At 65.6% G+C, this 14,477-nt stretch carries 16 protein-coding genes; 11 read left to right on the plus strand and 5 right to left on the minus strand.

All coding sequences use genetic code 11. The features are described from left to right. Positions 1-171: 171 nt before the first annotated feature. The gene (locus IYY11_RS18200; RefSeq protein ID WP_312029750.1) at positions 172-1,143 is read right to left on the minus strand and encodes a polysaccharide deacetylase; all 972 of its coding nucleotides are present in this window, start codon (positions 1,141-1,143) and stop codon (positions 172-174) included. A 9-nt stretch (positions 1,144-1,152) separates the two neighbouring features. Here IYY11_RS18200 and IYY11_RS18205 point away from each other — a divergent pair, with 9 nt between their 5' ends. Both IYY11_RS18205 and IYY11_RS18210 read left to right on the plus strand, forming a co-directional pair. Next, positions 1,153-1,584, plus strand: coding sequence for a GNAT family N-acetyltransferase (locus IYY11_RS18205; protein WP_196405156.1), 432 nt, complete (start codon positions 1,153-1,155; stop codon positions 1,582-1,584). Between the two features lie 8 nt (positions 1,585-1,592). Continuing rightward, positions 1,593-2,576: a zinc-dependent alcohol dehydrogenase family protein gene (locus IYY11_RS18210; RefSeq protein WP_196405157.1), complete on the plus strand. Its 984-nt coding sequence runs from the start codon at positions 1,593-1,595 to the stop codon at positions 2,574-2,576. Positions 2,577-2,707: 131 nt separating this feature from the next. Here the strand turns inward: IYY11_RS18210 and IYY11_RS18215 are convergent, their stop codons facing one another. Next, positions 2,708-4,216 carry an AAA family ATPase gene (locus IYY11_RS18215; RefSeq protein WP_196405158.1) on the minus strand — a complete coding sequence of 503 codons (1,509 nt, stop codon included), beginning with the start codon at positions 4,214-4,216 and terminating at the stop codon, positions 2,708-2,710. An 80-nt stretch (positions 4,217-4,296) separates the two neighbouring features. Further along, positions 4,297-4,539 (minus strand): DUF2312 domain-containing protein, encoded by a 243-nt coding sequence (locus tag IYY11_RS18220; RefSeq protein WP_175092671.1) that lies wholly within the window; start codon positions 4,537-4,539, stop codon positions 4,297-4,299. Positions 4,540-4,767: 228 nt separating this feature from the next. Here IYY11_RS18220 and IYY11_RS18225 point away from each other — a divergent pair, with 228 nt between their 5' ends. From IYY11_RS18225 to IYY11_RS18235, 3 genes are all read left to right on the plus strand, one after another. After that, positions 4,768-5,211: an RDD family protein gene (locus IYY11_RS18225; RefSeq protein ID WP_246720073.1), complete on the plus strand. Its 444-nt coding sequence runs from the start codon at positions 4,768-4,770 to the stop codon at positions 5,209-5,211. A gap of 85 nt (positions 5,212-5,296) precedes the next feature. Beyond that, a complete protein-coding gene (locus tag IYY11_RS18230) occupies positions 5,297-6,028 on the plus strand; it encodes an arginyltransferase (RefSeq protein ID WP_196405160.1) in 732 nt (243 codons plus the stop codon). 177 nt (positions 6,029-6,205) lie between these two features. Next, positions 6,206-7,549 carry a murein L,D-transpeptidase gene (locus tag IYY11_RS18235; protein ID WP_196405386.1) on the plus strand — a complete coding sequence of 448 codons (1,344 nt, stop codon included), beginning with the start codon at positions 6,206-6,208 and terminating at the stop codon, positions 7,547-7,549. A 10-nt stretch (positions 7,550-7,559) separates the two neighbouring features. Here the strand turns inward: IYY11_RS18235 and IYY11_RS18240 are convergent, their stop codons facing one another. Both IYY11_RS18240 and IYY11_RS18245 read right to left on the minus strand, forming a co-directional pair. Then, positions 7,560-7,976, minus strand: a complete 417-nt coding sequence (locus IYY11_RS18240) for a hypothetical protein (RefSeq protein ID WP_196405161.1) — start codon at positions 7,974-7,976, stop codon at positions 7,560-7,562. After that, positions 7,973-9,838, minus strand: coding sequence for a methylmalonyl-CoA mutase subunit beta (locus IYY11_RS18245; protein ID WP_196405162.1), 1,866 nt, complete (start codon positions 9,836-9,838; stop codon positions 7,973-7,975). Before IYY11_RS18245 ends, IYY11_RS18240 begins: the two co-directional genes overlap by 4 nt. 291 nt (positions 9,839-10,129) lie before the next feature. Here IYY11_RS18245 and IYY11_RS18250 point away from each other — a divergent pair, with 291 nt between their 5' ends. From IYY11_RS18250 to IYY11_RS18275, 6 genes are read left to right on the plus strand one after another with little or no spacing between them, the layout of a single operon-like run. Beyond that, a complete protein-coding gene (locus IYY11_RS18250; protein ID WP_014890237.1) occupies positions 10,130-10,405 on the plus strand; it encodes an acyl carrier protein in 276 nt (91 codons plus the stop codon). Further along, complete coding sequence (locus IYY11_RS18255) at positions 10,406-11,641, plus strand: beta-ketoacyl synthase (protein WP_196405163.1); 1,236 nt, start codon at positions 10,406-10,408, stop codon at positions 11,639-11,641. After that, positions 11,631-12,026 carry a hypothetical protein gene (locus tag IYY11_RS18260; RefSeq protein ID WP_124738725.1) on the plus strand — a complete coding sequence of 132 codons (396 nt, stop codon included), beginning with the start codon at positions 11,631-11,633 and terminating at the stop codon, positions 12,024-12,026. Before IYY11_RS18255 ends, IYY11_RS18260 begins: the two co-directional genes overlap by 11 nt. After that, the gene (locus IYY11_RS18265; protein WP_196405164.1) at positions 12,023-12,427 is read left to right on the plus strand and encodes a MaoC family dehydratase; all 405 of its coding nucleotides are present in this window, start codon (positions 12,023-12,025) and stop codon (positions 12,425-12,427) included. The genes IYY11_RS18260 and IYY11_RS18265 overlap by 4 nt, the downstream gene beginning before the upstream one ends. A gap of 33 nt (positions 12,428-12,460) precedes the next feature. Continuing rightward, entirely contained in the window at positions 12,461-13,318 is an 858-nt protein-coding gene (locus IYY11_RS18270; RefSeq protein ID WP_196405165.1) for an SDR family oxidoreductase, read from the plus strand. Further along, positions 13,315-14,475, plus strand: coding sequence for a glycosyltransferase (locus tag IYY11_RS18275; RefSeq protein ID WP_196405166.1), 1,161 nt, complete (start codon positions 13,315-13,317; stop codon positions 14,473-14,475). Before IYY11_RS18270 ends, IYY11_RS18275 begins: the two co-directional genes overlap by 4 nt. The last annotated feature ends 2 nt before the right edge of the window (positions 14,476-14,477 follow it).

A 14,477-nucleotide genomic window follows, 5' to 3' on the forward strand; every position in this document is an offset into this window, starting at 1 on the left:
CGCCTTCTCGGCGCGCCGGGGAATGGCGGCCGGCGGAACGTCACATAATGCATGAATAACATACGCCTGCGACATCGACCCAATGGCGGCGGGGCGCCGAGACCGACGCGGCGTTTCCGCGCGAGAGATAAGAGCCGCCGGAAACCTTGTCAATGAAGGGCCTTTCCCGCGTTAAGGCGCTTCATCGATCGGGCGCAGGGGCGACGGCATCGCGCCCGACTGCATCAGCCGCAAGAATTGCTTTATGCCGACCGGCTCATTGCCGTTCGGGTGCACGAGCACGATCGAGCCCGGGCGGGGCCTTAAGCCGAGCGCCAGCCAGGAGTCGGCGCCGAGCGCGATGAGATGCCGGCTGCGGACGTTCTCCAGCAGCGCGGCGTCGGCGACAAGACCTGGAAAGCGGAAAAAAACCGACGGCGTTTCGCCTTGGGCGATGATGAGCTTCTCCGTCTCGAAAATCTCGCGATCGACGTCCACGCCCGGCCGCAGGAAGTAATTCCGCCCGTCCGGAAGGCGGCGAACATAGGGATGGCTGAAGGAATGATTGGCCCAGGCGATGTCGAGCGCGCCGCTGCGCGCCTTCTCGCGCAGCCAGGCGAAGTCGGCGCCGTGGCGGGCGATCCAGCCGCCGGAGACGGCGAGCATTACGGGCGTGCGCGGCCCCTGCGCGGCGAGTTCTTCGAAAAAGGCGCGGTCCAGCGGCTTGCGGCTCGGGCAGAGGTCGCCGGTCACAAAGGCGCCGCCGCCGGCGCCGTGAATGAGGCCGGCGTTGACGAGCGCCGGCGGACGCGCCGGGTCTTGCGGCGGATGCAGCGCTTTGAGATAGCGCGTCTCGGCCTGCGCCGCATCGCTCGTCTCCTGGCAGCGCCAGCAGGCGGCGCGCTCCAGCGACGTTTGTAGCGACTGTGGATCGACGGTCAGGATCAGCGGCGTCCCGTCGACGCTCATGCGCCGGATGGCCAGCCGCGCTGCGCCGCTTTCGCTCGCGCAGCTCTCGAAAACCGGCGCATAGGCGCGCACTCGCTCGCGCGTCGGCGGAACCCCGGGCATGATCTCGACCGGAGCGCAGGCGCTGTCTTCACCGCGCGCCGTTGCGGCGCCGGCTACGCATGTCCACAATAGCAGAACGACGACCCGTCTCACGGCCCGATCATGATAAAAAAAGAAGAGATTGAGAAGCTCGCTCTGTCGATCGAAACGGCGGAATCAGCGGAGCTTGCGGCGCGTCTCGGCGCGGCGCTTGGCGAACGTTTCGGCGTGCGGGACGAAACGCCTTTCTCCATTCTGGCGCGCGGGGAAGATGGCGCGCTGATCGGCGGGATCAATGGCCTCATCCATTGGCGATGGGCCTATGTGCGCCATCTCTGGGTGGCGGAGTCGCGGCGCGGCCAGGGCCTCGGCGCCCGGCTGATGGGGGAGGCGGAGCGCCTCGCGCGGGACCGTGGTTGCGTCGGCGTCTATATCGACACATTCGAGAAACGCGTCGCTGCATTCTATGAGAGGCTCGGCTTCGCGCGCGCGGGCGAAATCGCGGATTTTCCGCCGGGCCACAGCCGCATCTCCCTAAGCAAGCTTTTCCGATGACTGAGATCATGACAGCCATGGTCCTGCTGCGGCCCCACGCGCCGCTCGTCATGGAGGAGCGGCCGACCCCGTCGCCCGGCGTCGGAGACGTGCGGCTCAAGGTTGAGGCCTGCGGCGTGTGTCGCACCGATCTCCATGTCGTCGATGGCGAACTGACCGAGCCGAAGCTTCCGATCGTTCCGGGCCACGAAATCGTCGGGCGCGTCGAGGCGATCGGTCGCGGCGTGAGCGGTTTCTCGCTTGGACAGCGGGTCGGCGTTCCCTGGCTTGGCCACACCTGCGGGCATTGCCCCTACTGTATGAGCGCGCGCGAAAATTTATGCGACGATCCGCTCTTCACCGGCTACACGCGCGATGGCGGCTATGCGTCGCATGCGGTCGCGGATGCGTCCTACTGCTTTCCGTTGCCGGAGACTGGCGATCCGGCGACGCTCGCGCCATTGCTCTGCGCGGGCCTCATCGGCTGGCGCACGCTGAAGATGGCGGGTCCGGCGGAAGCGATCGGCATCTACGGCTTCGGCGCCGCCGCCCACATCATTGCTCAGGTTGCGATCGCTCAAGGCAAGCGCGTTCACGCATTTGTGCGGCCGGGCGATCAGGCGGCGGCGGAATTCGCGCGCTCGCTCGGCGCGGCCTCGGCGCAGGATTCCGACGCGCCCTCGCCAGAGCCGCTCGACGTCGCGCTGATCTTCGCGCCCGTCGGCGCGCTCGTTCCGCGCGCGCTCGCCGCGACGAAAAAAGGCGGCGCGGTCGTGTGCGGCGGCATTCACATGAGCGACATTCCGAGTTTTCCATACGCGCTGCTTTGGGAGGAGCGACGACTGCTCTCTGTGGCGAATCTTACGCGCGAAGACGCGCGCGAGTTTCTTGCGCTCGCGCCGACGATTCCGCTGAACATGCATGCGACGCGCTATCCTCTGGCGCAGGCGAATGAGGCGCTCGCCGATCTGCGCGAGGGTCGGCTGCAAGGCGCCGCGGTGCTGATTCCATAGGACAGCGCTGCATTAGACTTTGACATGTTTCCCGTCATTGCGAGGCGCGACAGCGCCGAAGCAATCCACGCTGTTGCGCGATTCTGGATTGCTTCGCCTTCGGCTCGCAATGACGACGCATAACGCCTGCATCATTCCCGTGAGGGCAATGCGTGGCGGGACTCAAAGGCCTTTCTTATTTGGGCGGCGATGATCGCCGTGTCTTTCGACGCGTCGATCTTGATCCATTCGATTTCGCCGCTCGGCTTCTCCATCTGCGCTTCGAGCACGTCGCGCGTCGCGTCCGACACGTCGTTGACGCGCGCATCGACGCGCGCCGCGCGCCGGTCGAGATCGAGATCGAGCCAGACCCCGAGGAACGGCGCTCGCGCACGCTCCGCCGCGGTTTTTATTGCTTCGCGATCTTGAGAACGGTCGAAGACGGCGTCGACGATGACGGGCCAGCCGCGCGCGGCCGATCGCGCCACGGCGTCGAACATTTCGCCATAGACCTGCGCCGACACGGCGCTCGCGTAGGCTTCCTGCGGAAGACGCGCGGTCGGCGCGACGCCGAAGAGCCGTTTGCGCATGCGATCGCTGTTGATGACGCGCGCGCCGGGCGGACTACCGATGCTCGCGGCGAGCGCCGCGGCGACGCTCGATTTTCCTGATCCGCTCAGCCCCCCGATCGCGATGACGGCGCCTGTGGCCGGCGCGAGCAGCGCCATCGCCAAATCGAAATAGAGGCGCGCGCGTTCCAAGTTTTGCTGCGACGCCTCGACATGCGCGCGGATGGCGGCGCGCAGCGACATGAAGAAGGGAAGCAGCGGCAGGCCATCAGTTTCGTCGCGGGCGTCGAGATAGCGGTTGAACGCCAGATTGGCGCAGCCGAACGCGCCGACCCGCCAGAGATCCATCAGCAGGAAGCTGACGTCATACAGCACGTCGATCGTCGCGATCTCGTCGTCGAATTCGAGACAGTCGAAGAGCGTCGGGACGCCCTCGAACAGACAGATGTTGCGTAGCGTCAGATCGCCGTGGCAGCGGCGCACCTTGCCCCGCGTCTTGCGCGCGTCGAGAAGAGCCCCTTGCGCGTCGAGGGCTCCGTTAAGCCGGGCGATAAGCGAACCGATTTGTTCCGCGCTTGCAGCCGCCGCATTGCGCAAGCTCAAAGCCGTATCGTCCAGCGTTCGGCGCATCGCCGCCGCGCCGCCCTTTTCATAGTTCGGCGCCGCCGCGTCATGGGTCTTCGCGATTTGGCGCGCCAGGGCCTCCACCATCACGTGCGTCAGGCGGCCGTCCTTCGCAATCTGCTCCAAGAGGTCTTCGTCGGCGAAGCGCCGCATGACGACCACGGCGTCGATCATCTCGCCCGCGCCGTCGAGCGCCAGCCGGCCGTCCCTCTCGCGGGTCACGCGATGCGCGCCGAGATATAGTTCGGGCGCGAAGCTCGCGTTGAGCGTCGCTTCCCGCGCGCACATCTCCCATCGGCGGCTCGGCGTCGAAAAGTCGAGATAGGGGAAGCGCACCGCTTTCTTCAGCTTGTAGGCGCGCGTTCCGCAGAGCGCGACGACCGAAATGTGAGTCGTGACGATTCGCTCCGCGCCGCCTTCGAGCGAGGCGAGAAAGCGCACGACTTCATCTTGCGCGCCAAAATCCATATGGAGTCTCGGAACTCGCGCCCACTGACGCCGTGCGTGAGGCGAACCGTCCCCCGCGGCCGCCTTGGGTTTGATTGAGCCTATTCCATGCCGAGCGCGGAAAGATAGAGGTCGAGGATTTCCTCCTCCTCCTCCCGCTTGTGCTTATCCAAACGGCGTATCGACACGATCTTGCGCATCACCTTGGGGTCGAACCCGGTCCCTTTCGCTTCCGCGTAGACATCCTTGATGTCATCGCTGATCGCACGCTTTTCCTCCTCGAGCTTCTCGATCCGCTCGATGAAGGCGCGCAAATGTCCGCCGTCGACGGCGTTGCTGGTCATGTGCAATTCCCGAGGCTGCTCCGGGCGGGCGGGGCGCGCGCCGGCTGGGCGGGAGCCTTGCGACAAACCAGCGGCGCTCGTCAAGGCGGCAGGGCCACTAATCCCCGAATTCCGCACCCCGAGCGGCGCACTTGAAACCGGCCTTAAGGTCGCCGATCTTTGGCGGGCCACCAGAAAGGCCGTAAATTGATGACCGAGCGGGATCCCTTTTCCAGTCGCGAGCGCCCCATGGCCCCCATCGGGGCGCGCGCCGCGCCTTACATACCGCCACAGGCGCTCGAGGGCGTGCGCACGCGCCGCATCGGCGCCGTGATGCTCGATTTGATCCTCGTCTCCGGCATGTCGGCGGCGCTGTTCGTCGCTCTCTTCATCCTCAGCGCCGGATTGTCGGCGTTCATCCTGCCGCCTCTGTTCCCGATCGTCGCCTTTTTCTACAATGGCCTGACGGTGTCGGGGCGGAGGATGGCGACGCCCGGTATGGCCTTCATGGACCTGGAGATGCGCACGATGGACGGAGACCCGGTGCCGTTTCTGCAGGCGGCCGTCCACGCCGTGCTGTTTTATGTCACATGGCTGTTCCCGCCGCTGCTGCTCGTTTCGCTGTTTGCAGGCGACAAGCGCTGCCTGCACGACATGCTGGCGGACGTCATCGTCTTGCGGCGCTCGTCTTAAAATCCGCAACTTCGACGCCGAATCTGCCCTTGGCGCGCGCCGGGTGGGCGCTCTAGATAATTTTTGGGATTTGGGATTTTAGAGCGTGACGAAAGAGCCGCGCGACGCGCCGCAATTCTATCTGACCTCTCCGGCTCCGTGCCCCTATTTGCCGGGCCGCGAGGAGCGGAAGGTTTTTACGCATCTGATCGGGCTGCGCGCGCCGGCGCTCAACGACACGCTGACGCAATCCGGCTTCCGTCGCTCGCAGACCATCGCCTACCGCCCCGCTTGTGAGCAGTGCCGAGCCTGCGTGTCGGTGCGAGTCAAGATCGACGAATTCACGCCGTCGCACGGCATGCGTCGCGTCCGCCGGCGTAACGCCGAGCTTGTCATCGAAACACGGCCGGCGCGGGCGACGCAGGAGCAATACGCCTTGTTTCGCCGCTACGTCAGCGCCCGCCATTCCGACGGCGGAATGGCCGACATGAGCATGATCGACTATCAGATGATGATCGAAGACAGCCACGTCGACACGCGGCTCGTCGAATATCGTCTCGCCCAAGGCAATGGCGAGAGCGGCGCGCTGGTCGCCTGCTGCTTGACCGACCGGCTCTCGGACGGGCTGTCGATGGTCTATTCCTTCTATGAGCCTGAACTCGAGCACAAATCCCTCGGGGTCTTCATGATTCTGGATCATGCGGAGCGCGCCCGCGCCTTTGGTCTGCCGCATGTGTACCTTGGCTATTGGGTCGAAGGTTCGCGCAAGATGGAATATAAGTCGCGCTTCCTGCCTCAAGAGCGCCTGGGCATGAGCGGCTGGGTCCGCGTGGACTAGCCGCAGGAATGGGCTAAGGCTTGGCGGCGGCCGTTCGCCGCGCGCCGGCAGGCCACAAAATCGCCGGACTATTCGCGCCTTGTTAACGTCGAAGATGCACAACTCGATCGAAAGAGCCGGCGCGGTCCTCTAGGCGGCGTCGTCTTTCGGCTTGACCGCCGGAGCATGCATCCGGCGATGCGATTGGAGCGATCTGTGCGAGAATCCGCAATTTTCCAGTTTGCCGGCGCCGCGCTCGTCCTTGGCGCGGTCGCTCTCACGCCCGCCGCAGCCGCCTGGGACCAGGACGGACAGGCTGAATGGGCGCAGCGCTATGACGCCGACGCCCGCTTGACCGTGTCGCGATCGACGACCCCCATCCTGTCGACTCATACGGTGGCCGCCACGGAAGCGGCGATCGAGCGTTTGCGCGAAATCGCGGCCAATGGCGGCTGGCCACAGGTGCCGGGCGGCCAACAGCTGCGGCTAGGCTCGAACAGTCCGGCGGTCTCGGCGTTACGCCGCCGCCTGATCGTTTCCGGGGACATTGGGGCCGAAACCGGCGCGAGCCCGGTGTTCGACTCCTATGTCGAAGCGGCGGTGCGCCGGTTCCAGGCGCGCCACGGCATCATTTCGACCGGCGTCGTCAATCAGCAGACCGTTCAGGCGTTGAATGTGCCGGCCGAAACCCGGCTGAAGCAGCTCGAGACCAATCTGGTGCGTCTGCGCAGTTTTTCGCACGGCCTCGGCAACCGCTACGTCACCGCCAACATCCCGGCCGCGTCGGTCGAGACAGTCGAAAACGACGAGGTCGTCACCCATCACATGGCGGGAGTGGGCAAGATCGACCGCCAGTCGCCGGTGATGCAGACCAAGGCGATCCAGGTCAATTTCAATCCGTTCTGGACGGTGCCGGCGTCGGTGATCCGCAAGGATCTGATCCCCAAGATGCAGGCGGATCCAAACTATCTCAACGCCAATCACATCCGTGTCTACAGCAAGGACAATCAGGAGCTGCAGCCCGAGCAGATCAATTGGCGCTCGCTCGACGCGCTTAATTTCCGCTTCCGCCAGGACATCGGCGGCGACTTCAACTCGCTTGGCGTCGTGCGCATCGACATCGCCAACCCCTACGGCGTCTACATGCACGATACGCCCGCTAAAGGCGTTTTTGGCGACGACTTCCGCTTCGTCTCTTCGGGCTGCATCCGGCTTCAGAATGTTCGCGACTATGTCGCCTGGCTGCTGAAGGAGACGCCCGGCTGGGACCGCGACCATATTGACCAGGTCATCGCCTCAGGCGAACGCGTGGACGTCAAGATCACGCCGGCCGTGCCGGTCTACTGGGTCTACATTACGGCATGGGCGGCGCCGGACGGCGTCACGCAGTTTCGCGACGACATCTACCAGCGCGACGGCCTCGGCGTGCGGTCCGCCGGCGCCGATACGCCGGCGCCGGTGGTGCAGGCGGCGCGTCCGGTGCGCGGCGAAGGGCTGTTCCCGAGCGATGACGACAGCTATTTCGAGGAGCGCACCCGGTAAAACTGCGGCCCTATTGCGCCGCAGCGGCGCTGCGCGAAGCGCGCCAGGTTCCGCCGCAAAGGTCGGTAGACGATGACCAAGGCCCGGAACCCATGCCGCCCCGCAGCGTTCCGTGGAAGCGCACGACCCGCTCGCCGTCGCCGGTGAATCGCGCCACGATGGTGCCTTTGTCATCGACATAGCCCCAAATTGAGGCAGCCGGCCCTGGCGCCGCCGCGATTTTATTGCCGACGATGTCGAAAGACGGCGGAATGAGACTGCGACACTCTCCAACGGTCGTCGTCGCTTCGATATTCCATCTGCCGTTTGGATCGCCGACCCGGCCGGACAGGGCTTGTTCGTTGTTGGCCTTTTGGCTGCGCGGCTGCTTGGCGGACGCTCCCGCGGCCGCTAAGCAGACCGCAAGCGCCAACGCTAAAATTCTCATTTGGCCTCCGAAAGCGCGCGCCGCAGCGCGCCGTGCATGTCGCAGCCCGCGTAGATGAACTCCATCACGCCCGCATGGCGCAGACGCTCCTCGAGTTCGCCCGGCCGGCCGGCGAGATAAAGCCCTGCGCCTGCGCCCCTTAGCGCCAGCGCCGCCGTTTCCGCCGAGTCTCCGTAGATCCTGTCGGACGAACAGAGGCAAGCGAGTTTGGCGCCAGACTCCCGGTAGGCGTCGACCAATTCGGTCGTGGTTTCCGTTTCAGGTCCAAAAACCGCTTCGACGCCGCCGGCTTCAAAAAAGTTCTTCGCGAAATTCGCCCGCGCGGTGAATGCGGCGACGGGGCCGAGATTTGCGAGAAATATCTTGGGGCGATCGCCTAACTCGGCAAGGCGGACGTCCGACTCTTCACGCAAAAGCTCGAAGGGCTCGGCGAGACGGCGCGGCGCGAGCGGAGCGCTCTTTCGCGCGCCAGTCGGCGGCTCAATGGTTTCAGCCGCAGCGTCATAGGGCGCGAGGACGTCGAGCGCCCCCTCGTGAATGTCGGGAAACTGGTTCGCGCCGGTGAGCTTATCCTTGGCGCGCGCGACGTTTTTCGCCCGCAACGCGGCCGCTTCGGCGACTCCCGCCTGAAACACTCCCGTCTCCAACGCTGTGGGAAGGCCGCCATCGGCCTCGATCTGCTGAAAAAGTCCCCACGCCCGCGCGCACAGCGCGTCGGTCAGCGCCTCGAAGCCGCCTGCGCCGCTCGTCGGATCGTCGACGGCGTCGATATGCGATTCGTCCTGCAGCACGAGCTGGGTGTCTCGCGCCAGTCGTCGCGCGAATTCGTCGGGGGCGCCGAGCGGCTGGGTGAAGGGGAGAACGGCGACGGCGTCGGCGCCGCCGATCGCCGCCGAGAACGCGGCGAGCGTCCCGCGCAAAATATTGTTCCATGGGTCGCGCCGCGACATCATCCGCCACGCTGTCTCGGCGAAGACCAACGCTGGTTTGGGAGAGAGGCCGCAGGCCTCTTCAACGCGCGCCCAAAGGCGCCGCGCGGCGCGGAATTTCGCCACGCCCAGCAATTCGTCGGCATCGGCGCAGAATCGAAACGCGATCAGTCCGCGCGCTGCGTCGAGGTCGACTCCGGCGTCCGCCAGCGCGCGTAAATAGGCGAGCGCCGACGAAAGCGCGAAAGCCAGCTCCTGCGACTCGGTCCCGCCCGCCGAATGCACGACGCGGGCGTCGGCGACGGCGGTCGCGTAAACGAAGCCGGCGTCGGCGGCCGCCTTCACGTCCCGCGCGAAGTTCTTGGATGCTTGCGCCCAGGGGTCAGCAGCGAATCCGTGCCGCGCCTGCGCGCCCAGCGGATCGAAGCCCATCGAGACGCGGGTGAGCGACGGTTCAATATGTTGGCGATCGACGAAACGCATGAGCGCCTGCGCGGCGCCAGGCGCGCGCGGCGACGAGTCGAGCGACAGCGGAATGCCGTAGTCGAGGCGAACATTGGCGAGCGCGTGAGCGATGGCGTCATCGTCGTCGCCAACGAGCCCCCCGCCGTAGGCGCCGATCGAGCCGGCGAAAACCAGATGCAATCCGTCGGCGCCGCCGTCGAGGTCCTGCAGCGCCAAGCGGTTGGCGGCGTCAGCGTTGGGGACGTCGACGCGCGCGAGAATCGCCCAGCGGCCGGGGTTTTTGCGCAGGACCGGGAAGGGCGAACCAGCGGCGCGAGCGTAGATGGGCTCAAGGGAAAGCCCGTCGTAGCTCTTGGAGACGAGCGTTTCGAAGGACGCGCCTTTAAGCGCCCGCTCAACAAGGGTGCGCCACTGCGCGTCGGTGGCCTGCGGAAACACCCCCGCCAGCGCCGTCTCCTGTCCCGTCATTTTCGCTGTCGCCCTCCGTTGTTTCGGGCGGCGTTTTCGCATGAAGCGCTCCGCCGGGCCACTGCAAATCGGCCGGGAGCGCGGCGGGCTTTATTTTCGAGGCCAAACGCCTTAACCAGTGCCGACTGCGCCCGAGGGCGGGAACGGGGCGCTGGAGCGAGAAGAGCCAGAGGCGGGCGGTTCTGGCCACGCGCCCGGAATTAAGGCGTCGGATCGGCGCCGCCGCGTCAATGCGTCGCGCGCGAGCGCGGGTTGTCGCCGGGCGGCGAAGAGCCTGAAACGGAGGGATTCGTGACTGATAATCCGCAGGACAAGAATCAGCTCGTCGACGAGATCATCGAAGTGATCGCGTCGGAAGGCATGGTCGACAAAAGCAAGATCACCCCTGACGCGTCGATCGAGAGCCTCGACCTCAAATCCGTCGACATCGTTATGATTCTCACGGCGCTCGAGGAAAAGTTCAACGTCTACATCCCCATGGACGGGTCGCTGCAGGAAGCCAAGGACGTCAAAAGTCTGATCGAGGCGATCGCCGACCACATCCAGAAAGAGCGCGAGAAGCAGTAAATGGCATTCTCGCGAGCGCGGGCCGAGGGGCGCCGCGTCGTTATTTCTGGCATGGGCGCGGTCTGCGCCTCTGGAGTCGGCGCGCAAAAGCTATGGGAAGCGGCGCGCGACGGCGTCGCCCAGATACGTCCGCTCAAGACGGAGCGCCCTTATGACGGGCGCATCAAGATCGCGGCGCAGGTCCCCGACTTCAATCCCGCCGACTATATCGAACCCAACGTTCTTCCGTTCTGCGATCCCTTTACGCAGTTCTGCATCGTCGCCGCCGACGAAGCGGTGGCGCAGGCGGGTTTCGGACGCAAGGACGTCGCCGGGCCGAGAACGGCCGTCATCATCGGCTCCGGCATCGGCGGCATGACGACGATCGAGGACGGCATCTACCGCTATTACGTCGAAGGCACGCGGCCCGAGATGTTGAGCGTTCCCAAGCTCATCCCGAGCGCGGCGCCTGCGACGCTGGGGATGCGCTATTCTTGCCAAGGCCCGACATTCGCGATCGGCAGCGCCTGCTCCTCGGCGTCGCAGTCGATCGGACTTGGCATGCAGATGATCCGACAGGGCCTTGTGGACAAGGCCATCGTCGGCGGCGCCGAGGCTTGCGTCATCAACGCGACGATCCGCGCGTGGGAAGGCCTTCGCGTGCTGAGCCCGAATTTGTGCCGCCCCTTCTCCAAAGGCCGCAACGGCATGTCGCTTGGCGAAGGCGCGGCGGTTTTCGTTCTGGAAACGGAGGAGGCGGCGCGGGCCCGCGGCCACGCGCCCCTATGCGAACTCGTCGGCTACGGCACGACGAGCGACGCCAAGGACCCCGTGCGGCCGGATCTTGAAGGCGCGTCGAGCGCAATCGCTTTGGCGCTCGAAGATGCCGGAATGGCTCCGCGGGAGATTCATTACGTCAACGCGCACGGCACCGCGACCCACGCCAATGACATCACCGAAGCCGAAGCGATTCTGCGCGTGTTTGGCGATTATGGACGGGTCGTGCCGGTCTCGTCCACGAAACCTATTCACGGCCACGCGCTCGGCGCCAGCGGCGGCTTGGAGCTCGCGATTACGATAAACGCGTTGCACGAACAAATCGTCCCGCCGACCATCAACTTCCTGGAGCACGATCCGAGGTGCCCGCTCGACGTCGTCCCGAACGCGGCGCGCAAGCACAAGATCGACGCGGCCATGTCGAACTCCTTCGCCTTCGGAGGGATCAACGCCGTGTTGATCGTGCGTCATGCCGTCTGACCCGCCGCTTGCGCTGGGACCTTTTCGGTTGCGTGTCGATCCGGCGCGCGCCGCGGCCTATGCGCGCGAGACCGGCGGCGATGGCGCGAGCGTTCCGCTCGCCTATCCGGCGATCTGGCTCGCCGAGCCTTCACTTTTTTCAGTTGTGCGCGACCTGTGCGCGAAGCGCGACGTCGTGCCGGTGCATGAGTCGCAGAGCTTTTCCTATGACGCGCCGCTCGTCGCGGGCGAGAGCTACGACTTGAGCGTCACCATGAGCAGCGAGGAAACGCCGCCGCGTCTGACGATGGTCGGGACAGTCGCAACGCCCCAAGGCGAGCCCTGCGCACGGATCGAAACCATATTGCGGCTCGTGCCGCGCGCGGGATTTGGGAGCGCGTCATGAGCGACCCCATCAAAGTCGGCGACAAGCTGCCGGAGAGCGTCATTGGTCCGTTCGACGCGCCTTCGCTTGCGCGCTACGCCGAGGTCTCGGGCGACGCAAATCCATTGCATCTCGACGACGCCGTGGCGGCGGCGATCGGGCTTGCCGCGCCGCCGGTACATGGCATGAAGCTCCTGGCCGCGTTTGAACCAATGCTGAGGGCGTGGCGCGGCGACCTCGTCATCTCTTCCATCGCCGGGAAGTTCGTGCAACCGATCCTGCGCGGCGAGACCGTCAGGCTGTCGGGGCGCGTGCTGCGCGCGACTGAAAACGAGATTTTCGTCCGTCTGGTGGCCTATGGCGCGGCGCGGGCGCCCGGCATCGTCGGCGAAGCGACCTTGCGGCCGGGGCCAACCACATGAACGATCGGCTGCGCCGCAGGGCGGGGCGCGCATATGGCTAAGAGCGCTGTTCGGGTTCTTATCACCGGCGCCTCAAGCGGCATCGGACGCGCCTTGGCGCTCGCCTATGCGAGCGAAGGCGCAAGCCTTGTCTTGCTTGGCCGCGACGCCGAGCGGCTCGAGGCCGCCGCGCGCGCCTGTCTCGCGGCCGGCGCAGAGGAGGCGGAGACTCACATCGCCGATGTGCGGGATCGCGAAGCCATGGCGCGCATCGTTCGATCTGCGCATGAAAAGCGCCCGATCGACATTCTGGTCGCCAACGCCGGCGTCGCGACGGGCCTTTCGCCCGGCCAGCTTCTTGAAACGCCCGAGGCGGTCCGAGCAATGCTCAAGATCAATGTCGAGGGCGTCTTCAACACGGTCGAGCCGGCGATTGTGCCGATGTGCGCCCGAAAGAGCGGCAGGATCGCCATTGTCGGCTCGATGGCCGGCGTGCGCGCGCTCCCGCATTCGCCGGCCTATTGTGCGGCGAAGGCGTGCGTGCACATGTGGGCGGACAGCCTACGCGCCCAGCTCGCAGCCCATGGCGTGCATGTCGCGCTGATCGTGCCAGGGTATGTGAAGACGCCCATGTCGGCGCGCACCATCGTGAAGACGCCTTTTTCGGCGCGCGCCAAAGAAACGTCAGCGTCGGCGGGCGTCGAATCCTGGCAACCCGGCGCCATGTCCGACGCAGAAGCCGCGCGCATCATCAAGAACGGGCTGGAACGCCGCCGCAACGTCATCGCCTTTCCGCGTTACATGTATTGGGCGATGCGCCTCTTCTCGCTCTTGCCGGCGGCGCTCGTGGACGGCGTCATGCGCCAGTTTCCCGCCGAAGTCCCAGAGACGCCGGAACGGGAGATTTCGTGACGGCCTACAGCGTCCTCGCGTGGGCCGCAGGCGCCTATTGGACGATCGCCGTCGTGTTGCTTGTCGTCTCTGTCGCGGCGACGGTCGCGCAGCCCTGGCTCGCCGCGCGCCGCGCCACGCGCCGCGACCAGCCGCCGGTCTCGATCGTGCTTCCCGTTAAGATGCTCGAAGACCAGTTCGACCGCACGCAAGAGTCGGCGCTGACGCAGCACTACGGCGATTTCGACGTGACCGTCTCCGCAACCGACGTCGAGGGGCCGGCAGTCGAGCGCATGCGCGCCATTCTCGCGCTTCACCCGTCTGTGCCCGCGCGCATTCTGCGTTCGACAGCGAAATTCGCCGTCAGTCCGAAGGTCGACAATCTTTATGCGCCGTTCATGCAGGCGACGCACGACGTCATACTGATGAAGGACGCCAATGTGCTGCTCGAGCCCGACGCGCTGGCGCAGCACGTCAGGCAGCTGACGGACGAGGTCGGGCTGGTCTGCGCCATTCCCTATTGCGCGCGCCTTGAAAATTTCGCCGCCCAAGTCGAGGCCGCGATCATTAACGGTCCGCACGCCCGCATGCTGTTTCTCGCCTCGGCGCTGGGGCAGGGGCATGGCGTCGGCAAGATTATGTTGTTTCGACGTTCGGACTTCCTGCGCGCGGGAGGCTTTGACGCGATTTCCCATACGGTCGGCGAAGACAACGCCTTGGCCAAAGCGATGCGGCGGATCGGCAAACGGCCGGTGTTTTCTCACAGGCTGGTGCGCCAGGAACTCGGCGCGCGCCTGTTCGAAGATGTTTACCAGCGGCAATTGCGCTGGAGCGTCGTTCGCCGCAGCAATGAGCTCATCTCCTTCCTTGCCGAGCCAATATGCCAAGCGGTTCCAGCAGTTATCGCTTCGGCGCTCGCGGCGCCGCTCGTCGGGATCGCGCCAATTGTCGCCGGGTCGGCGACGCTTATGCTGTGGTTTGCGCTTGAGACATTGCTTTCCGTGGCCAAAGGATGGCAGTTATCGTGGGCCGCGCCCGCGGTGTTTGTGGTTCGCGAGGCGACGATGCTGGCGGTCTGGTTGAACGCCTGGGTCACTGACCAGGTGGTTTGGGCGAAGGACAGCGTGAATGCGCGCGCCGGGGCGAAGCCCTCGCCGGTTCCGCACGAAGAAGGATAGGC

It is taken from the genome of Methylocystis sp. H62, assembly GCF_015709515.1.
In the GTDB taxonomy this organism is placed as follows: domain Bacteria; phylum Pseudomonadota; class Alphaproteobacteria; order Rhizobiales; family Beijerinckiaceae; genus Methylocystis.